Raw genomic sequence first — 21,957 nt, forward strand, 5'->3', positions numbered from 1 at the left:
TTTTCCGGTATTTGAGATACAATAAGGAAGGATTAAGGGCAGTAACAGGAGTTGAAAATATGAGGACGAGATTTGCAGTGGAAGATGAAGTGATTCAGACTGCTGTTTTAAAGAACTATGGGATTTCGATTCAAAAACCTGTATTTCTCCCCAATGGGGACATTTCTTATGTCTATCGGATCATCGGCGCCGATGGGATAAAATATTCCATGAAGTTGTTTGACAAGAACACCCGAAGCGGAAGGAAAGGCATCCGGTATCTGAAATTTTCCCTTCCGGTCACATGGGACATGTATGACCGGGGACTTTATCAGAACATTTCTTATCCGATTCCGGATGATCATGGGGATTTTGTAGTGGATATTGGCCCGGCGAAGATCGTACTCTTTTCCTTCCGGGAAGGAAAAACATTGGAGGAGTCCAGTCCTTTCTGCCGGGAAGTTTTGGAAAAGGCGGCAAATGGCATTGCCTGCATCCATGATCTGACAGGTCAGATGCATTTTCAGGCGATGCGGATCGAGGATTTTGACCTTTCCTTCCTGAAGGGCTTGGAAACAAATATGGAATGCCTGGAGCAGATTCAAGGGGAACGTCATACGTATGTCATGCAGGATGTCATTGCCGATCTGGGGGACCTTTCTGGGGAAATGAGCGAAGAAATGTGGCCAGGCGAAAAAACAGGAGTAGGGAAAGAGACGGGATCAGGCAGAGAAGGCGGGAAAGGAAGCAGAGCCAGCAGGGAGATCGGTTCGAAAACCTATTCGGGAAAACAGGTCCGGCAATTTACCGATCCGGCGATTCAGGCATTGTGTGATGCGGTTCTGCCACAAAAGGAAACGATCCTGAGTTTTATCGACCGGCTCTATCGGCACCGGGAGCAGATTGATTATGATCCCTACGATATGGTCCTGACTTACGGCGATCCGCGGGGGAAAAATCTGTTGCTGGATTCGCAGGGAGACCTTTGTTTCATCGACTGGGGATCTGCCAGAATTGCGCCGCGGGAGGCTGATCTGCAGTGCTTTCTGACGGAGGATTTTGACTTTTTCCTGGAGAAGTACGAAGCGGCATGCGCTGGTCCCTTCCGGCCGGATCCCAATCTCCTGGGGTATTATGTCTTCCGGACCCGCTTAAGCGGTCTGGCGGATCGGATTTCCGGCGTGCTTCACGGGAGTCCGAACAGGGAGCAGAATCAAAGCGATCTGGAATATATCACCCATCAGGATGTCGGCCAATGGGAAGAGCTGGGCCAGCGAATACAGCAGATTTAGCTGTTCCTTTTGGAACAGTACTATCATAATGCGGTCACGATACAGTCGCAATGCCGGTTCCGGCATGCATCCGGAAAGGTATTTGGGGGGGAGAACAAATGACCTATGATCTGATTGTCATCGGCGGAGGGCCGGCAGGGTATCTGGCGGCGGAACGAGCCGGGCAGGCAGGCCTGCACCCTCTGCTGATAGAAAAGGAGCATCTGGGAGGAGTCTGCCTCAACGAAGGCTGCATTCCGACCAAAACAATGCTGTATTCCGCCAAAATCTGTGATCAGGCAAGGAATGGAAAGCCTTACGGAGTCCGGGCCGGGGAGGTAACGCTGGATCACGGGGCGGTTCTCCGGAGAAAGGGCAAAACCGTCCGCAAACTGGTGGCGGGAATCCGGGCCGGGCTGAAAAACTGCGGAGCGGACGTGAGAATGGGATCGGCTGAAATCCTGGCCCGCGATGCAGAAAGGTTTCAGATAAGGATCAGTAGCGGGTCAGGCAACGGAGCGGCAGGGACTGCCGGGAAAAGGGAAGCGGATCTTCCGGAGGAAGATGCGGTTGTTACCGGAAAACATCTGCTTCTTGCCACTGGTTCCGTGCCGGTGATACCTTCCATATCAGGCGTCGCAGAGGGAATGGAAAACGGAACGGTGCTGACCAGCCGGGAAATACTGGATCTTCCGGAGGTTCCGCACAGCCTTGTCATTGTGGGAGGCGGAATCATCGGACTGGAGATGGCCTCCTATTTTCATTCGGCAGGCAGCAAGGTAACCGTTGTGGAGATGCTGGACCACATTGCGGGGAATACGGACCGGGAGATTGCGCAGATCCTGAGAAAGGATTATCAGAAGAAAGGCATGATATTTTATCTGAATACCCGGGTGACTCAGGTAAAGGATGGTGCAGTCGTCTGTGAGTCCCATGACCATGGAGATTCCCATGGAAAGACATTTTCCCTGACAGCGGACCGGATTCTTCTGAGCATCGGCAGAGAGCCGCAGACGGCAGGCCTTGGGCTGGAGCATATCGGGGTGGAATTGGATCATGGACGGGTCCGGACAGACGGGAGATGCTGCACCAATGTACCCGATGTATATGCAGCCGGGGATATCAACGGCATATCCATGCTTGCCCACACGGCTTACCGGGAAGCGGAAGTGGCGGTCAACAATATCCTGGGGAAAGCGGATCGGATGCAGTATCATGCAGTTCCTTCCGTTATTTATACCAACCCTGAGGTTGCCGGAACGGGAGAGACCGAGGAAACCGCAGCAGCAAAGGGATTGGACTGCAAGGTTGTCGGACTGTCTATGAATTACAGCGGAAGATATATGGCGGAGAATGAAAGAGGAGACGGGATCTGCAAGGTTTTGGCCGAAAGGGAATCGCAGAGGATTATCGGTGTGCATCTGATTGGGAACTATTCCTCTGAAATTATATATGGTGCTGCGCTGATGATTGAAAGGGGAATGCAGGTGCAGGATATCAAAAAAATGATATTCCCGCACCCCACGGTCAGCGAAATCATTCGGGAAGCGATGTTTGAATTGTAAGAAAATGAACAGAAAAAGGTTGCGGAGGAGTCTCTGCAGCCTTTTTGAAGTAATTACTCCCGGCTTTTTTATCTGGCTTTTATCCAAGAATAGTAATCGGGATCAATCCGACAGACGGGCGTCCCGGGGCGGTGACCTCCGCAAGAATCCGGTTCATGGGCTCCACTTTTTCATTCGCGGTGATTTTTGCCGACCAGATCGCCGATGCATTGCTGCTGTGGGGCAGGTATACATCCCGCCGCCAGCCGTCCGCACTCCAGCCCTCCGGCAGGAAAAGCCGGATATGAAGGTGCCTGGCTTCCCTCGTTTTATTGAAAAAGCGGATTTTGATCCGGATACTGCCCATGGGCTCCATTACGGGCTTCGCATCAAATTCCACCCTCGCGCTGGCATAGATGAAGTCGACAGAGTAGGAATATCCCGGCATATCGTAAAGCCTGGCTGCAAATGTGGGATCTGACAGTGCCTCCACTTCCTCAACGGTCATTTCCCTGCCGGATTCGATGGCTGGATCGACGAGCTGTACGGCTGCCTGATTGGCCTTCAGAACCGTGGGAATCATGGAACAGACCCGCTCTGTCAATTCCGTGCAGGATTTGGCAAATCCAATGCAGGAGTTGTCCAGGGATACGGTAACAATATCATCTCCGATATGCCCTCTCCAGTCTTCTGGGATTCCATCCATGCCGCCAAGGATGCCGAGCAGGGCTCCCACCGTGGCGCCGGTGCAGTCCGTGTCATCCCCGCAATTGATGGCAAGGATCATGGAACGTTTGAAATTCCCATTGCCATAGAGCAGGCCCAGCACCACAAACCCAAGGTTTGCCGGCGCCTGGAACCAGCCGAGATCCGCACTGTCCTCCACCAGACGGCTGCGGGTGGTTTTCCAGTCCAGCCCCTTGTCATAACAATCCAGGACCAGCCGGATGCTTCTGGAAACGCGGCAGCCGGAAGGAATTTTCGAGAGGCCGATTCCAATCAGTTTTCGGATGTCCGAAACCACGAACGCTGCACTTTCCATGGCAGCGGTGAAGAATTCCGCATAGGTGCCTTCTCCCATACCGTGATCCACGCAGGCATCCTGCAGGGCATACCGGATGGCGATGTCCGGGCAGCCGGGCGCCAGGCAGGCCCATATTTCAGAGCGGATCCAGGCTCCGTTGGAATGTTTCCAGTTGTTTTGATATTGTCCGGACAGGGGAGGCAAAAGCCCGGCTTTCAGATTGGCTTTGCCAATGCCGTATTCGTTCCAATGGGGAGTGATGTAGCTGATCCAGTATTCTCCCAGGATCTGTGCGTTCAGATTGTATGGGCCGTGTTCTTCCATGGCAAGCAGCCAGACCAGCTGCAGATCCAGATCATCATTGGGCAGTGGCTTGCCGCTGGGCGTAACAAATCCCCGGATATCCTGCATTTCCGTTTTGCCTTCATACGGCGTTCCCATGGTGCCGCCGATGTTCTTGCCGATCCAGCAGGCGTGGATCCGATCTTTCAGTACGGCTTTGCTGAGTTTCATTTCTTGCTCTCCTTTCGGATGGTTATGTTTTGTATGAATGACGGGAACAGACAGATAAGGAATCGTGGTGTTACCAAAAGTTTTGACGATCAAATCAACAAACCATATTATATCATGATTTCGCTGACCGGGAATGAGCGAAATAAAACAGAGCGTAAATATTTATTGCTGCATATTCTTTCTTCTTTTATACATTGCCTTTTTTCATGGTGCTTCTTCGAAAGTTAAGGAATGCATACTCTTCATTTAGTTTGGCATATTGAACGCGATATTTCGGCAGGATACAATATAAACAGTAAGGAACCGGTTCTATTTCGAAATCAAATCAATGAAAGGCAGAGATCAAGTTGTGAAACAAGTCGCGGCGACGGGGATCCAGGATTATAAAGTGGTTAGGATGGATTCAGAAATAAGAATAAGTGAGGCATCAATTAAGATACCTTCATGGGAGGAATAGATGTGAAAAGGCACAATGGTTTTATGCTTATTGTATGTATCGCCCTTTTTATTTCCATGTTTTCCGGTTGCTCCGAAAGTGGGGGAATCGGTAGCTCAAAAAATACGAAATCCAAACAAGAATCCAAACAGGCGAAGAAAGCCAAATCGAATAGTGAAGGAAAGGATATTTTGTGGCAGGATATGGTCGTTGTTACCAATCCGGAATTTTACGTGAATTCGGATATGTGGCTTTTTCAAGAGATGGAGAAGTCACACAAGATGAATTTCCATATTAAAATGTATGGATACGACCAGTGGGATGATCAAAAGAGCCTTATGTTTGCTTCGAATGAATTGCCGGATGTGCTGATGAGCGGCTTGACGAATGATGAAATCGTTACATATAGTGAGGCAGGTCAGATCATGCCGATTACGTCTTTATTGAAAGAACATGCTCCAAATTATGTGAAGTGCCTTGAGAAATATCCGGATGGGAAAAAGCTTTATGCACCGGACGGTGAGATGTATGGTATGGCTGGTACGTTTACCGGCGGTTCTGCAGAAACGCCTGGTGCAAGATGCTTTATCAATAAAAAATGGGCTGATGTTGTAGGGAAGGAATTGCCCCATACCTATGAGGAATTCTATGCACTTCTAAAAGCATTTAAGGATTCCGATCCTAAGGGAACCGGTGAAGAAGTTTATCCGCTGTCCGGTGTGGTTGGCAGTTATCAGGTTGATCCCTTTGTGGCAAACCCTTTGGGAATTCAATTGAATCAAGCCGGAAAATCTCAATTTCAAGCTGTGGATGGAAAAATACAGCACCTGATTAACATGCCAATCTATAAAGAATATTTACAGAATATGCATCAGCTATACAATGAGAAACTGTTGGATAATGAATATTATACGCAAAATGTTGCTCAGTTTCGGGCGAAAGGTGCGAATCTTCAACTTGGTGCTTATACTGACGATGCTCATTTTATCAATGTCGGTACGACGGATCCCAAAATATATGGGCAATACGAGGTCACATATCCGCTTACCAGTGACTATCAAAAGGAACCTGTCTGGTATGGAGATGTGGTAAGTGTCGGCAATATTTATTTGACATCCGACAACAAAAATCCGGAAAAGACCATTGAATATATGGATTATTTCTGGACGGAAGACGGCTGCAAATTGATTGTCGGTCCGGTAAAAGGAGAATGGGATGGCGAAGGAGGAATCATCTGGAATGAAGATAAAACTTCTTTTCATTATGAGATTCCGGAGGGTTATAATGGTGTTTGGGAATGGTTGTGCAAGGAAGTAAGTGTAACCGGATTTCTGCAGGGTTACTCGCAATACAGTGAGATTAAGTCCAAAGAGGAAAAGGCTCCGGAAGATGCTTCGTTTAAAGATATGATGGAAGAACGAATTGCGCCGTATGTGGTTCCCAATTTTCCAACGTTGTTTTTTACTCCGCGGGAGCAGGAAAAGATAACGCTTATCCTGGATGATGTCACGACCTATTTTGATCAAATGGAAGCAAAAATGGTGATGGGCGATGTTCCCATTGAAAGTGGGATTGAAGAAACCAGGAGTTATCTGGAAGGCAGTGGACTGGATGACCTTGTTGCAGTTTATCAAACTGCATATGATCGTTACATGAGTAACTAATCCGTAACAGCGTGAACGGATGCGAAGGATATATAAACCAACTGCATCAAAGGCTATATTATTAATTGGCTTTTGATGCAGAATTTTAAGAAGTCAGGAGAAAAATATGCGTAAGGAACGCAAAAAATCCAAACTGCATTTGATGTCACAGAATTATGAGATATATCTTATGCTTTTTCCTTGCCTTGTTTATTTTATTATCTTTGCCTACGTGCCAATGTATGGGGTTCAAATTGCGTTCAAAGATTATAATACAGGGCTTGGAATATGGAATAGTCCATGGGTGGGGCTGAAACACTTCAAAAATTTTCTGTCGATGAATCAATTTTATAATGTACTTGGGAATACATTGCTTCTTTCCCTATATTCTCTTTTGGTGAGTTTCCCATTGCCGATTATTTTGGCTATTTCCTTGAATGAAATGCGGTCGTTAGGATACAAAAAGGTGATACAAACTGTAACATATGCACCGCATTTTATATCTACGGTGGTAATGGCTGCCATGATTACCTTGTTTCTTTCACCGACAGCAGGATTTGTTAATAAGTTTATCGAGTCTTTTGGTCATAAACCGATCAATTTTATGTCACAGGCAAACTATTTTCCCCATATTTACGTGTGGTCGGGCGTATGGCAGCATATTGGATGGAATTCGATTATATATGTAGCTGGATTGGCAGGAATAAATAATAGCTTATATGAAGCTGCAACGATAGACGGTGCAAGCCGTTTGCAGCGCATCTGGCATATCAGCCTTCCGGGAATCACTCCTATGATTGTCATACAATTGATTCTCACCATAGGAGGCATGTTGGGCAGTGATTTTGAAAAGGTACTCCTGCTGCAGAATCCATCTATCATGGAAAGAGCGGATGTACTTTCCACCTATACCTATCGGATTGGCATCCGGGGCGGTAAATTCAGCCTGTCTTCTGCAGTAGGGCTATGCGGGTCCATTGTGAACTTTATTCTGATTATAGCAACAAATTTTATCTGTAACAGGCTGGGTGAAACCAGTCTGTGGTAAGGAGAGATTAAAATTGCAGGGAATGAGAAAAGCGGAAATTTTTGATGTGGTAAACGGCGTTATTTTAACATTACTGTTTCTTATCATTTTGTATCCGTTATATTTTGTGGGGATAGCATCTGTAAGCAGTCCTGCTGCGGTGAATTCCGGACGGGTCCTGTTTTTACCCAAAGGGCTGACCATCGAAGGCTATAAATTTGTATTGCAGAGTAATGAGATATGGACAGGATATGCCAATACAATTTTTCTCACCATAGTGGGAACAATAATAAATCTTGCCATGACTATGACTGGGGCGTATGCCTTGTCAAAATCGCATCTTCCGTTTATTCGTCCGGTTATGTTTCTTTTTGCCTTTACGATGTTTTTCTCTGGTGGCATGATTCCATCTTACTTATTAATTTCCCGCACGTTACGGATGCAGGATTCTTTATGGGCACTTATTTTACCCGGAGCCGTCTCCGTGTATAATCTGATTCTCGTAAGAACGTACTATAGAACCAGTATTCCGGATGAAATCCTCCAGGCAGCAAAAATTGATGGCTGTTCAGAATTCCGGTCTTTTATATTTGTAGTTCTTCCGCTTTCCAAACCCATTATTGCTACCATGGCACTGTTTTATGGTGTCGGACATTGGAATCAATTTTTTGAGGCTCTTATTTACATTAACAGTCCAGAACGGTTCCCACTGCAATTGGTGCTGCGTAACCTTCTTCTGCAGGGCAACAATGCCATGACCAACCTGATCAGCGGCGGTATGTCCGCTGAGAATGCAAAATATGCTTCTGAAATGATGCAGCGGGCAGAAATACTGAAATATGCCGTGATCATTGTTTCCACCTTGCCGATATTGGTTGTCTATCCATTTTTACAGAAGTATTTTGTGAAAGGCATTATGGCCGGTAGCTTGAAGGGTTAGCTCTATAACAATAAAAGCGGGGATCCGTTTTTTCACAGGATATAGGAGGGGAGATATTTCATGCTGAAAAAGTCAAAGTCCATGAGCGTTTTATATCGGTATATCTTATCCTTTTTGATGATTTCGATGATCCCGCTTTTTATTGTGTCGATATTCTTTTATCGTTATAATCTGGATGCTGTCAAAAAGAACGTACAGCAACTGAACCGTTACCAGCTGACTCAGATTACAAACATTATTGAAAGGGAATATAAAGAATATTTCTTTATTGCCAAACGATTGGAGCAAGAACCTGAGCTGTGCTACAGGAATCTGACCGGAACCCAGGCAGAAAAAAAGCATGCACTGAATGTGTTTCAATATCATATGGTGGATGCTGTTAATATCGCAAATCCTTTTCTGTGGATAAGAGATGAAAATCTTGTATACAGTAAAAATGGCATAATGGATTACGATGCCATGTCAAGCAAATACTATATGATGACAGTTGAAGAGAAGAATCGATTTCATAAATGGATGAATGAGGAAAATGTTCCTTCAATAGGAAACCTTCAGACCTATGAATTGATAAGTAATCAAAAGAAGGAAGAAGTAGTATTTCAATTTCCCATACGAAATCATCGTGTCAGCGTATTTTTCGTGATTGACAGAAGCGAATACCTGGGGCTTTTTTCAAATATGATTGATAACGTGAATGGCTATGCCTTTGTATTGGAGGGGCCCCATAAAATGATAGCTACGAATAACCCGGATAAAGAAGATTGCCGAATCGCGATAAATTTTCTAAAAGATAGAAGCAATGAAAAAAATGGCCTTATAAAATTAGCCGATGGCAAAGACTATTCAATTATCAACACAAAGTCTGACCGAACAGGATGGATCTGTGCAGTGGCTTTGCCCGAGAGTATTTATCATTCTAAGGCTTTGGAGGATATCAATCGTTTGATTCTGGTTTTCACGGTCATTGAATTTATCTGTGCAGGAACAGGAATCGCTCTGTCATTTGCCTATTACAAACCGCTACGTCGTATTGTTCAGGAAACGGATGTTCAAAAGATTTCTGCAAATGGCAATGAATATGATATGATTTCAGGATATTTCAAGTGGAAAACCGAGCAAAATCAGGAATTACGGAGGATTATCCATTCACAAACACCTTATGTGAAGGACAGGGTATTGGATATTCTGCTGTATTCGGATATCACGCAGGAAGAATTTGATCAGAATATCAAAAATATTGATTTGGATTTTAAGGAACCATATTTTTTTGTAATTACTTTAGAGTTGGATGGAGCTTTTGATGTGGCAGAACGTTCTCATTATATGAAGTTTGTGACAGAGGAGATTCATAAGATACAGAAAAATTTTGTAACGCCATGTTCTATATACTGTATGGAGCATTTTGGAGAGGCCGTGTCATTCCTGATTGTCAATCTAAGGGATCTCAACTATAAACACCTGCTTTTTGCTGAGATAAAAAGGGAGCTGGATCATTTTCCACAACAAAATATAAGAGTGGTGTTTGGCTGTGGAAATGTGTATCCCTCTTTATGGAATCTGCGAAAATCCTATCAGGAGGCAAGAGTAGTCAGCGAATATAATGTTCGGTCCAAAGATAAAGAAGTTTTGGGAATCAATGAAATCCAGGAACTCACGAACATAGGAATTCCGGATTATCCTGTTTCCATTCAATCTCTTTTTATCCAGCAGATCAAGGAAGGAGATTTGAAAGGCGCACAGGACAGTTTTACTGAATTTTGCGCAAGTGAAGTCTTTCAGGATGGAAGGGATTCCATACAGCAATATGCTTTGTATATGTGTGTCAAAGATATCGTAACGCTGGCAAAGGAAGTAAGCTGTGCAGATCCGGAATGTGATCTTTCGTTTATGCTGTCCTATGCATCCAGACAGGCATTGAAGAAAAATGTCATGTTGGCTGCCCAAAAAATTTGTGATGCAGTGAATAAAAGCAAATTCCAGAAAAGAAATAATTTTAAAAAGCAAATTATCCATTATATCACAGAAAACTATTGTAATCCGGATTTGGGGCTGGACAGTATAGCAGAATATTTTGGGCTTTCGCCGGTCTATATGAGTCGTTTTATCCGGGAGCAGACAGGATTTAACTTTAGGGATTATGTGACGGATATACGAATGAAGGAAGCCAAAAAAATGCTTTTGGGGGGAAACATCAGCATCAATGAAATTGTAAAGCAGGTCGGATATTATAACACATCAAGTTTCATCCGGAAGTTTCGTAAAATAGAGGGAATTACTCCGGGAGAGTACCGGGCAAAAATGCGGGGAAAGGAGATGGATGCTAAATTTATATGATTAGGTTCCGTTCTCCAAATCACCGGATCAATTCTTATTCTGTCCCTAAAGTTTTAAAAAAGTCGGGAAAGCATTCTTCCCGGCCTTTTTAAACGTCATAATGTCTGAGATTCATATCAGTAAATTCAAAGACTTTGTATTATTTGAATAAAATGGCCTTTTCTTTCAAATATCTGGTTCTCCTTATTGAATGGACCAGGCTGCAAGGAATCCCTGCCCGACGACATCGCCGACCTGGCTGATTTCCGTGTAGTCCCCCAATTGCCCTGGCTGTTGGATATGCATTGCAGATAGCGTTGGCAAGATCAGGTTCCGGCTTTGTCCCAAAGACTATGATGGAAGTGTCCGAAGCAATTTCCGTGATATTGCCATCACCATCCTCCACTTTCATGCCTTTATCCGTGTAAATTGGAGAATTTTATATTTGGTAAGTTAGGAAGGGTAATCGGCGTCCCAGTGAACCGATGAGGCTTCTCCTATACAGGTATGGTGAACAAGATCGGATCTGTATTCAGCGCTGAACCTGCTATGTTTTTGACCAGCAATAAATGGTTTCGATCTGTAATAATTTCTACTGATGTATGAAAAGAATTTGGGTATGGTGCTGTTATCTATATAGCAGCTATGACAAACATCAATCCCAATTTGTACGAAGCTGCTGAGATTGACGGTGCAAACAGATGGCATAAGATTAAATATGTTACTTTGCCATCCATTAAGCCAACTATTATTCTAATGGCTACACTGGCACTGGGTAATGTATTGAATGCCGGGTTTGAGCAGATTTTCACAATGTACAGCCCATTAGTCTATGAAAGCGGAGATATAATTGATACGTATGTATACCGTATGGGGCTTGAAAAGATGCAGTATAGCTTTGCAACGGCGGTTGGACTTTTTAAATCCGTTGTCAGTTTTGTCTTAATCGTATTGGCCTATAAACTTGCAGATAAGTTTGCAGGATACAGCATATTTTAAGGAGGATGAACAGCATGAGGCAAAAAACAAGTTTCTTCGATGTACTTAACATAATTATATTATCTGTTATGGCTTTGTCCTGCCTGATTCCAATATTGAATGCCATTGCAATATCCTTTAGTGATAAAACCAGTGCGGCATTGGGAAATGTTTATTTCTGGCCAGTCAATTTTAACCTTTCTTCCTATCAGGAAATTTTTAAGGACGATCGTTATTTTACAGCTTTTGGTGTATCTGTAGTAAGGGTAATACTTGGTGTAACAATAAACGTCCTGCTTTCTATCTTCATGGCATTTCCTCTATCCAAGGATAAGCATGTTTTTCCTGCAAGAAATGTTTATATGTGGATATTGGTGTTTACTATGTTGTTTAATGGAGGCCTTGTCCCTACATTTATTCTGATAAAGGATTTAAACTTGATGGATACTATATGGGCTTTGGTATTACCGGGTGCAGTACCCGTTTTCAGTGTTATTATCCTCATGAACTTTTTCAAAGGTATTCCGAAATCTCTTGAAGAAGCGGCTCTGGTTGATGGAGCCAGTCCTCTATATATTTTGCTAAAAATCATGGTACCTTTGGCTAAACCATCTATTGCCACTATAACATTATTTGCTGTTGTTGGTCATTGGAATTCGTTTTTTGATGGTAAGATCTATATAAATACCCCGGCGAAGCAACCGCTTCAGACATACATCCAATCGCTGACTGTCCAGCTCAGCACTCAGGCAATGCAGAATATGCGCCCTGAAGAAATCATTCGGCAGCTTAAAATGTCGAACCTGACATTCAATTCAGCAAAAGCTGTGGTATCCATGTTGCCCATTCTGATCATATATCCTTTCCTGCAGAAATATTTTGTTACCGGACTTGTTATGGGAGCGGTAAAGGAATAGGGTAGAACTGCAGATGATAAGTACTGTTTGTTGATAGTTTTTGCATATTTCTTATGAGCAATAAAATCTAAAAAAGGAAGGCACTCAAGAGAGCACCTTCCTTATACATAGAATGCAGTATAACTTTTTCCATATGCGGGGCTATCAATTGTCATAATGTCCACGGCAGGAAAGGATTTCTAAAGTAGCTCCGCTCACTCGGTAAACAAGTCTGTTTGTATCGTCAATACGGCGACTCCAAAATCCACCCAAGTCGACCTTTAGCTGCTCTGGCCTTCCAATGCCGCTAAAATGCCCTCTTTCAATATCTTTGATTAGCATGTTGATACGTTTTATCGTTCTCTTATCCTGCATTTGCCAATACAAATAATCGTCCCACGCTTCATCAAACCATATTTTTTTCATTCCTGTCTACCTCAATAGGCTCATGCTCCACACCTTTACCTGCATTCAATGCTGCAACTCCTCGCCTTAAGTGGGCCATATTGCTTTCACTGTAAAATGGGTCTGCGGTCAATTCAAACGGAATGCGTTTCTCTCTGGCAACCTTTCTTAAGAATATGTTGATTGCTGTTGACATACTCAGCCCTATTTCATTGAGAGTCTGTTCTGCGCTTTTCTTTACGTCATCATCCAAACGCAAGCTAATTTGTGCCATGAAATCACCTCTATCCTATACTACTAATATTATATCATTGGACTAGCATTTGTCAATCCATTTGATATACTTTCAATATATATTTGCTTCATATTTTTCTAGTATTCCGATTTTTGCTTTTCCAATACACAGATTTGATTATGGCGTCAGTCAAATCAGGCTATTTTTTCAGGAATGTCAGATGAAAACTATAATCTATAATACGATGGGAGATTATTGAGACCTCTTCTCCGGTGATTGACAATGGGATTTTCATAGGATATTATGGAAAGGATCCTTCCTTATATACAGGGCTTACGGGAGATTGCAAGCGTAGTTTTTAAGAGTCGTCTTTCAGAAAGTTCACTTAGGATCATCTCATTTGATTCCGGAAAGGAGTTTGGTTGTTTGTCTGTTCATGTTCAGGATATGACTGCGGGAAAGCCAACTGGACTGATTGTACGTTTTGCCCTGCCTTTGATGCTCGGCAGTATTTTTCAGCAGCTGTATACCGTGGTGGACACCATCGTTGTCGGAAAATTAATCGGAGTGGAAGCATTGGCCTCTCTGGGAGCTGCCGATTGGCCTTACATGTTGGTATTGGGCCTGGTGATCGGGCTGACACAGGGCTTTTCCATAAAGATCTCTCAGTGCTACGGCGCGGAAGATTATGAAGGCCTGAAAACAGCGGTTACGAACAGCATTGTGATTTCTGCGATTGTTGCTGCTGCAGTGACCGCCCTGAGTCTGGCCTTTCTGAAGCCGCTGCTGCACTTGCTGAACACCCCGCAAAATGTTTTTGGCGGTGCTGTCCGTTATCTGACGGTATTGTTTTCCGGCATTGCAGTGGTCACCGCTTACAATATATTATCCTCCATATTACGGGCGCTGGGCGACAGCAAGTCGCCTTTGATTGCCATGATACTGGCTTCCGTGATCAACATTGTCCTGGACATCGTGTTTGTCGCGTCCTTTCATTGGGGAATTACCGGTGCTGCCGCGGCAACGGTGCTGGGTCAGCTGTTTTCGTGTTTTTATTGTATGAAAGTTGTCCGGGGGGTTCCAATTCTTTTCCTGGAAGCGCATCACTGGAAACCGGGCAGAAAAATGGCAGGCTCGCTGGTCAAAATCGGTACCCCCATGGCGCTCCAGAATGCCATTATCAGCGTAGGCGGCATGGTAGTGCAGTATGTCATCAACGGCTATGGCTCTGTGTATATCGCCGGATTTCTCGCCACCAATAAGTTGTATGGGCTGCTGGAGCTGGCGGCCACCTCTTTCGGCTATTCCATGTCCACCTTTACCGGGCAGAATATCGGTGCGGGAAAGATTCAGCGGATCCGGATAGGGATGAATGCGGCCCTCAGGATCTGTGTTGCCATTGCCTGTGCCATTTCTGTCGTTATGATATTGTTTGGGCGCAGGATTCTGATGCTGTTTTTGTCCGGTACCCCGGATGAGGTGAAAGCCGTACTGGATGTGGCTTATCAATATCTTTTTACCATGTCGTGCCTGCTTTTTGTACTGTATTTCCTTCATCTTTATCGTTCTGCCCTTCAGGGCATGGGTGATACTGTGATTCCTATGCTGTCCGGGCTGGCGGAGCTGGTCATGAGGATCTCCACAGTGCTGATTCTTCCCTCCTTTATCGGGGAAAGAGGTTTGTACTATGCGGAGATTACGGCATGGACCGGGGCGGCTTTGATCCTTGGCACCACCTATTATATCCGAATGCATGGACTGCTGCGCCGTCCAAAGGAATCAGGAGAAATTACAGAAGAGATTACAGGAGAAAGTACAAAAGAAATTACAGGAGACGGTTTTGAAGAAGTAGGAGACGGTTTTGAAGAAGTAGGAGACAGTTCTGAAGAAAGTATAGGAGACAGTTCAGGAGAAAGTACAAAAGAAAATCCGGCAGAACATGACGAATTGATATTTTCAATCGAAGAGGGTAAATTAAAAATGCAGGAAAACATAAGCAAAAGGGAGGAACACTATGAAAATATTTGAACATACCCAGGTTCGGAATATGAAGCTGCGAAACAGAATGTACATGGCCCCCATGGGGACGGCAACCGAACCGGACGGATCTTTTTCGGATCGTGCCATCCGTTATTATGAGGAACGGGCAAAAGGCGGATTTGGCCTTATCATTACCTCGGCCAACCAGGTCTCCACAAAATATGAGGCAAAGGCGGCCAATATTCTGGGCACTCCAAGATCCTTCGAACAGATGAACTTTCTGGTCCGAAGGGTTCACAATCAGGGAACCAGAATTTGTATTCAACTGACCCCCGGATTGGGGCGAATGCAGTTTTCCACCGGGGATGTCCGGCCCTATTCCAGCAGTGAGAACACTTCGTTCTGGTTTCCGGATGTAAAGTGCCGGGCTTTTGAGAAAGAAGACATCCAGTATCTGGTTCAGAAGATGGGAGAAGGCGCTGCCACTGCAAAGCGTGCCGAGGCGGATGCAGTGGAGCTTCACGGCTACGGCGGCTATCTGATGGACCAGTTTCAGTCGGAATTGTGGAATAAGAGAACGGATGAGTACGGCGGCAGCCTGGAAAACAGGATGCGTTTTTCCGTAGAGTGCATCAAGGCGATTCGGGAAGCGGTTGGCCCGAACTTTCCCATTCTGTTCAAGTTTACGCCTTATCATGGAGTACCCGGCGGCCGGGAAATGGACGAAGGGATTGCCATGGCAAAGATCCTGGAAAAGGCCGGAGTGGATCTTCTTCATGTTGACGTTGGATGCTATGAAGCCTGGTATAAGGCAATTGACACGGTATATGAACCGCCGTGTGTACAGCTGGACATTGCTGCTGAAATCAAAAAACATGTCAATGTTCCGGTTATGTCCCAGGGCAAGATGCAAAATCCGGCGGATACCGAAGCCGCCCTGCAGGAAGGGAAAGCCGATTATATCGGACTGGGCCATGAGGCAATCTGCGATCCCCACTGGGTGAACAAGGTCCGGAAGAATGAGACCTACGACATCATCCCCTGTATTGGCTGCAACGAATGTCTCTATGCGGGATTCAGCGGCAAAATGATGCACTGTGCAGTCAACCCGCTTACTTTTGCGGAGGATTATTATCCGGTTGTGCCCGGCGATCCCAAAAAGCGTGTTCTTGTGGTGGGAGGCGGCCCGGCCGGCATGGTGGCGGCAATTACGGCAGCCGGGAGAGGGTTGCAGACCGAGCTCTGGGAAAAGACCACTGAGCTGGGCGGCTTGCTGTTGGCGGCAGGCGGTCCCCGATTCAAGAAGGATGTCAAGGACTATGTCCAGTATCTGATCGGTAAGGTGTACCGCAGCAACATAAGGGTATCCCTTATGAAGGAAGCCACCCCGGAAAACATAATTGCCGGAAATTATGACAAGGTGATCATCGCAGCGGGTTCCACTCCGGTGATGCCTCCCATCAAGGGCGTAGAGGAATCCTTCGTTGTCGGTGCCAATGATCTGCTGACCCATAAGAAGGATTATGGAAAGAAAGTGGTTGTGCTGGGCGGCGGCCTGGTTGGCTGTGAAACGGCATGCCATTGCGCGGAGCATGCAGATGACGTGACGATCCTTGAGATGCTTCCGGAAATCCTGATGACTGTGCGCCACAGCAGGAACAATGATCAGTCCCTGCGTCATCTGATGGAGGAATGCGATATTAAGATCATTACCAGCGCAAAAGTGACGGAGTTTAAGGATCACGCCGTGCACTATGAAAAGGATGGAAAACAGGAGACCATCAAGGCGGATACCGTGGCGGTGGCAGCCGGATATCGTGCCAATGACTCCCTGTATGATGCCATCGACGGCAAAGTGGATTGTTCCATTGTAGGGGATGCGGAGGCACCGGACAATATCCTGAAGGCGGTGCATCACGGGTTCCAGTCCGTTCGCTGCATATAAGGGATCCCTGCAGCATAGGGCTCAGGATATGCAAAATACTTTGGACGGAGTTAAAAAGAAAAGTAAGGTTCGCAAAGAATTGGAGCCGGTGCGAGAGCCGGTACCGGAAGAGAGAAAGCCGGTACCGGAAGAGAGAGAGCCAGCATCAGAAGAGAAGGCCGGTACCGGAAGAGAGAGCCAGCACCAGAAGAGAAATCCGGTACTGGAAGAGAGAGCCGGCACCGGAAGAGAACAACTGCGGAACTTATATAAAGGAAAGGAGGCATTTTCAAATGAAAACCGTTGCAATTGCCGGGACTTTCGACAGCAAAGGGAAGGAATTCCTTTTTATCAAGGAGCTGTTTGAAGAAATCGGCATAAAAACATTTACCGTTCATACGGGAACTTTTCAGCCGCTTTTCACACCTGACGTGTCCAATCAGGAAGTTGCGGCGGAAGCCGGCGAGAACCTGTCTGAAATTGTTGAAAGGAAAGACCGTGCCCGCGCTACGGCCGTGATGTCCCGCGGGACGGAAAAGATCATTCCCCGCCTTTATGAGGAAGGAAAATTCGACGGCATCTTTTCACTGGGTGGCTCCGGAGGAACCTCAATCATTGCCCCGGCGATGCGCAGGCTTCCCATCGGCGTGCCAAAGATTGTGGTCTCCACCATGGCTTCCGGCAATACGGAGCAGTATGTGGGTACCAGCGACGTGATTCTGATTCCATCGATTGTTGACGTTGCAGGGCTTAACATCATTTCGACAAGGATTTTCAGCAATGCGGTGTTTGCCATGGCGGGTATGCTGGAGCACAGGATGAACAAATCGGTTGACAAAAAACCGTTGGTCGCAGCGACCATGTTCGGTGTTACGACTCCGTGCATTGATTTTGCCAAAGAATATCTGGAATCCCAGGGCTATGAGGTTCTCGTTTTCCATGCGACGGGAACCGGAGGCCGGACGATGGAATCCCTTATCCACAGCGGATATTTCAAAGGCGTACTCGATCTGACCACTACCGAATGGTGCGACGAGCTTTTCGGCGGAGTCCTGAATGCGGGCCCGCATCGCTGCGAAGCGGCGGGTTTGTGCGGTATCCCACAGGTGGTTTCGGTGGGGGCGTGCGATATGGTGAATTTCGGGCCGTGGGATACCGTGCCCAAAGAGTATCAGGGACGGAATCTTTACCGGCACAATCCGACGGTTACCCTGATGCGCACCACCGTTCAGGAAAATGAGATCCTCGGAAAGAAGCTGGCGGAAAAGTTTAACCTTGCAAAAGGAAAAACCGCCCTATTCCTGCCTTTGAAAGGCGTTTCGATGATTGACGCCGAAGGTCAGCCGTTTTATGGTCCGGAGGAGGATCGGATGTTGTTTGACATGCTCAGAAAAAATATAAACCGTGATGTTGTACAGCTGTATGAAATGAACTGCCTGATAAACGACCGTGAGTTTGCCATTGCCGCTGCGAAGAAGCTTGTGGAAATGATGGAGAAATAAGATACGGATGGGCAAACTATGCGAAGATACGGAAAACGGAAGTTCGGTATCACAATTTTTGAAAGGAAGGAAAATAACATGCTTTATAAGTCTCGGAAAGAAATTTTATCGGATTTCAAGGCGCAGACGGATGCAGGCAAGATTCTGGTCGGCGTTGGTGCAGGGACTGGGATGACTGCGAAATGTTCGGAAAAGGCCGATGTTGATATGCTGATTATTTACAACTCAGGCCGCTACCGCATGGCCGGGCGCGGATCCCTGTCCGGTTTGCTGGCATATGGTGATGCAAACCAGATTGTCGTGGAAATGGGCCATGAAGTGCTGCCGATTGTAAAAAAGACGCCGGTTTTGGCAGGCGTTTGCGGTACGGATCCTTTCCGCGTTATGGAAATCTATCTGAAGGAATTAAAGGAACAGGGCTTCAATGGTGTACAGAATTTCCCGACAGTTGGTCTGATCGACGGTGTGTTCCGTCAGAATCTGGAAGAGACAGGCATGGGCTATGGTCTCGAAGTGGACATGGTCCGCAAAGCCCATGAATTGGATATGCTTACCTGTCCTTATGTTTTCGATGCAAAACAGGCTGCCGCCATGGCGCAGGCCGGGGCCGATATTCTGGTTGCCCATATGGGCCTTACCACGAAAGGCTCCATTGGCGCCGAAACGGCAAAAACCCTGGACGACTGTGTCCCTCTTATCCGGGAGATCCTGGAAGCCGGGCGTAAGGTGAACCCGAATGTCATGGTTATCTGTCATGGCGGCCCGATTGCCGATCCTGAGGATGCCGCCTATATCATTCGGAAAATTCCGGAGCTGGACGGTTTCTTTGGAGCTTCCTCGATTGAGCGTCTGGCCTCGGAACGCAGCATGACCGCACAGGCGGCTGCTTTTAAGGCTATTACGAGATAACAGGTTCTTTTTTTTCTGAAACCATTGGATACAAAGGTGAGATGGCTTCGTTCTTCTTCTCTGGGAACGAAGCCGTTTTTTTATTTGCCTGCAAATCCGGGAAATAGGAAGGCATTTGATTCCAATATTTCTACAAAAAACAGTAAATTATTTCATTGACAACTACCTGTCCATTTTATATTGTTTTGTATATGAGGCTCATTATGAGCAGCTGACTTATAATGTAGATACATTGCATGTAACAAAGATATATTCATTGAGGTGAAAAATGAGATTAGGGTTAGGCATAGATACCGGAGGCACTTATACCGATGGTGTAATCTACGATTTTGATGACAGCAAGGTTATAAAAGGTGCTAAATCCCTCACAGTGAAGGAGGATTTAAAACTTGGGATTATACATGTATTGGATCAAATGCCGCAGGAACTTTTGAAAAAGATTGGGGTGGTATCCTTATCCACTACCCTGGCTACAAACGCATGTGTAGAGGATAAAGGAAGCAGGGCAAAGTTAATACTCATCGGCTGCGATGAGAATATCGTTAAAAAGAATGGACAGCAATACGGGCTGCCTTCCATAGAGGATATCATATTCATTCGGGGAGGGCATGATCTCCGGGGGGAAGTGACAGAGGAACCCCATTGGGATGTTCTTCATGATAAAATAAAAAATACAATGGGAAAAACGGATTCCTTTGCTATTGTACAGATGTGGGGTATCAGAAATCCGGAATTCGAAAAAAAGGCCAAGGAACTGATTTATGATTGGACGGGTCTGCCGGTGGTCTGTGGGCATGAGCTGGCTGGAGAACTGAATTTTTTAAAAAGGGCTGCCACAGCCCTGCTCAATGCAAAGCTTATTCCGCTGATAAATAAATTCATAGATGCCGTTAAGGTGGGTTTAAAGGAGAGGGGCATCCATGCACCCCTGGCTATTGTTTGTGGTGATGGCAGCGTAATGTCCGAAGGATACGTAAGGAACAGGCCGGTGGAGACTTTGCTCTCAGGTCCTGCTGCCAGCGTAATTGGTGGGATCAATGTGAGCGGACAACAAAACTGTGTAGTTGTTGATATGGGAGGTACCACCAGTGATTTGGCAATTGTTAAGGAGGGGAAGCCTTTTCTTGCTTATGAAGGAGCGGATGTAGGCAATTGGAAAACAGCTGTGAAATCTGTGGACATTCGAACCATTGGTCTGGGGGGAGACAGCCAAATAAGCTTTGACTCCAGGGATAAGCTTATAATAGGTCCGCGACGGGTTGCTCCCCTATCCTGGCTTGCCCATAGATGGCCGAAAGTTTTGGGCCAAATCAAGCTTTTACATGAGGAGAACAGGATACACACCCGTTCCCTGTGTCAATTTTTCTATTCAATAGGGGAAATTCCCCAGGATGGAGATTTTACTACAGAAGAGAAGAGAATAGTGGAAGCTCTTAAAGAAGGACCTTTAAGCATGGAAAAACTGGCAGAGGCAGTGGAAACTTCTATCTATACTATCAAACCCGATAGGCTTGAGCAGTTGGGGATCATTATGAGGAGTGCGCTAACCCCTACAGATATAATGCATCTTACTGGTGATTTTTCTGGATGGAATGGACAGGCTGCTCTTTTAGGGGCAGAGATTTTAGCAAGTCGTCTAAAGATAACATTGGAAGAACTTATCCATGAGGTCAATAGCACTATAAAATCCAGACTATACTTAAATATTGTTCACGAACTTATTAAAAGGGATGATCCATCCCTGCTGAAACATGGTTTCACGCCAGAACTTGAAAAGATGATCTTATTGGGCTGCCAAAACTCCCATATGCAAAGAAATCCCTATCTATCCATTGGATTGTCCACGGACTTTTCACTGGTAGGAATAGGAGCCCCTATTCATGTATACCTGCCGGATGTAGCATCATCCTTAAATACTACCTGTATAATAGAGAAGTATGCCGCAGTGGCCAATGCGATAGGGGCCATCACGGGAAGTATCTCCGTAGAGGAGAGGATCATTATAAAGCCAAGATATACCGTAGCGGGAGTAGAAGGCTATGATTGCTTCTCTCCAAGGGTAAAGAAACACTTTGATGACTATGCAAAGGCCCGGGATTGGTCAAAAGGTGAGGGCAAAGATTTGGTTGGGGAGCTTGCTATGGCGAAGGGAGCTTCTGACTATGATATTTCTATTGAGATGGATGAGAATAAAACAGAAATAAATATACCGGGATCTCAATCAGAAAAAGAGAAAGAAGAGCAAGGAGAACACGGAGAACAAGGAAAACACGGAGAACAGGAAGAATCTACACGGGAGATATTAATCGAGACCATCATAACAGCCAAAGCCATAGGAAGCTTAAAATGGGTTTAATGGAGTGATAAGGGATTTTGCTATAGAGTTATAAGAAAGGACGTTGGGGAGTCATGGATAATGGACAAAATCTGGGCAGCAG

At 45.7% G+C, this 21,957-nt stretch carries 15 protein-coding genes and 2 pseudogenes; 14 read left to right on the top strand and 3 right to left on the bottom strand.

Translation table 11 applies throughout. The annotated features are described in order from the left end of the window. The first annotated feature begins 59 nt into the window (after positions 1–59). Both QBE55_06055 and lpdA read left to right on the top strand, forming a co-directional pair. Positions 60–1,271: a phosphotransferase gene (locus tag QBE55_06055; GenBank protein ID WZL79693.1), complete on the top strand. Its 1,212-nt coding sequence runs from the start codon at positions 60–62 to the stop codon at positions 1,269–1,271. 98 nt (positions 1,272–1,369) lie between these two features. Further along, entirely contained in the window at positions 1,370–2,815 is a 1,446-nt protein-coding gene (gene lpdA, locus QBE55_06060; protein WZL79694.1) for a dihydrolipoyl dehydrogenase, read from the top strand. A 79-nt stretch (positions 2,816–2,894) separates the two neighbouring features. Here the strand turns inward: lpdA and QBE55_06065 are convergent, their stop codons facing one another. Beyond that, positions 2,895–4,331: an ADP-ribosylglycohydrolase family protein gene (locus tag QBE55_06065; GenBank protein ID WZL79695.1), complete on the bottom strand. Its 1,437-nt coding sequence runs from the start codon at positions 4,329–4,331 to the stop codon at positions 2,895–2,897. A 459-nt stretch (positions 4,332–4,790) separates the two neighbouring features. Here QBE55_06065 and QBE55_06070 point away from each other — a divergent pair, with 459 nt between their 5' ends. The 7 genes and pseudogenes from QBE55_06070 to QBE55_06100 all read left to right on the top strand — a co-directional run bounded on the left by QBE55_06070 (position 4,791) and on the right by QBE55_06100 (position 12,585). Next, a complete protein-coding gene (locus tag QBE55_06070) occupies positions 4,791–6,431 on the top strand; it encodes an extracellular solute-binding protein (GenBank protein ID WZL79696.1) in 1,641 nt (546 codons plus the stop codon). Between the two features lie 421 nt (positions 6,432–6,852). Further along, a pseudogene (locus QBE55_06075) lies at positions 6,853–6,942 on the top strand (hypothetical protein). Positions 6,943–7,203: 261 nt separating this feature from the next. Continuing rightward, positions 7,204–7,458 (top strand): hypothetical protein, encoded by a 255-nt coding sequence (locus QBE55_06080; GenBank protein WZL79962.1) that lies wholly within the window; start codon positions 7,204–7,206, stop codon positions 7,456–7,458. Positions 7,459–7,504: 46 nt separating this feature from the next. Beyond that, entirely contained in the window at positions 7,505–8,377 is an 873-nt protein-coding gene (locus QBE55_06085; GenBank protein WZL79697.1) for a carbohydrate ABC transporter permease, read from the top strand. A gap of 60 nt (positions 8,378–8,437) precedes the next feature. Beyond that, positions 8,438–10,711, top strand: coding sequence for a helix-turn-helix domain-containing protein (locus tag QBE55_06090; protein WZL79698.1), 2,274 nt, complete (start codon positions 8,438–8,440; stop codon positions 10,709–10,711). A 624-nt stretch (positions 10,712–11,335) separates the two neighbouring features. Next, positions 11,336–11,689 carry an ABC transporter permease subunit gene (locus QBE55_06095; GenBank protein ID WZL79699.1) on the top strand — a complete coding sequence of 118 codons (354 nt, stop codon included), beginning with the start codon at positions 11,336–11,338 and terminating at the stop codon, positions 11,687–11,689. A gap of 14 nt (positions 11,690–11,703) precedes the next feature. After that, positions 11,704–12,585 (top strand): carbohydrate ABC transporter permease, encoded by an 882-nt coding sequence (locus tag QBE55_06100; protein ID WZL79700.1) that lies wholly within the window; start codon positions 11,704–11,706, stop codon positions 12,583–12,585. Positions 12,586–12,729: 144 nt separating this feature from the next. Here QBE55_06100 and QBE55_06105 read toward each other — a convergent pair whose 3' ends face one another. Both QBE55_06105 and QBE55_06110 read right to left on the bottom strand, forming a co-directional pair. Beyond that, on the bottom strand, positions 12,730–12,990 hold the full coding sequence (locus QBE55_06105; protein WZL79701.1) for a Txe/YoeB family addiction module toxin: 261 nt from the start codon (positions 12,988–12,990) through the stop codon (positions 12,730–12,732). Further along, entirely contained in the window at positions 12,971–13,243 is a 273-nt protein-coding gene (locus QBE55_06110) for a type II toxin-antitoxin system RelB/DinJ family antitoxin (GenBank protein ID WZL79702.1), read from the bottom strand. The genes QBE55_06105 and QBE55_06110 overlap by 20 nt, the downstream gene beginning before the upstream one ends. A 387-nt stretch (positions 13,244–13,630) precedes the next feature. Here QBE55_06110 and QBE55_06115 point away from each other — a divergent pair. From QBE55_06115 to QBE55_06135, 5 genes and pseudogenes are all read left to right on the top strand, one after another. Next, positions 13,631–14,959 (top strand): annotated as a pseudogene (locus QBE55_06115) (MATE family efflux transporter). 259 nt (positions 14,960–15,218) lie between these two features. Beyond that, complete coding sequence (locus QBE55_06120; GenBank protein WZL79703.1) at positions 15,219–17,129, top strand: FAD-dependent oxidoreductase; 1,911 nt, start codon at positions 15,219–15,221, stop codon at positions 17,127–17,129. A gap of 272 nt (positions 17,130–17,401) precedes the next feature. Beyond that, positions 17,402–18,610, top strand: coding sequence for a Tm-1-like ATP-binding domain-containing protein (locus tag QBE55_06125; protein ID WZL79704.1), 1,209 nt, complete (start codon positions 17,402–17,404; stop codon positions 18,608–18,610). A 78-nt stretch (positions 18,611–18,688) separates the two neighbouring features. Beyond that, entirely contained in the window at positions 18,689–19,519 is an 831-nt protein-coding gene (locus QBE55_06130; GenBank protein ID WZL79705.1) for a phosphoenolpyruvate hydrolase family protein, read from the top strand. A 268-nt stretch (positions 19,520–19,787) separates the two neighbouring features. Continuing rightward, positions 19,788–21,875: a hydantoinase/oxoprolinase family protein gene (locus QBE55_06135; protein WZL79706.1), complete on the top strand. Its 2,088-nt coding sequence runs from the start codon at positions 19,788–19,790 to the stop codon at positions 21,873–21,875. Positions 21,876–21,957 lie beyond the last annotated feature (82 nt).

The sequence above is a fragment of the Eubacteriales bacterium mix99 genome (assembly GCA_038396605.1).
Lineage (GTDB): Bacteria > Bacillota > Clostridia > Caldicoprobacterales > DTU083 > UBA4874.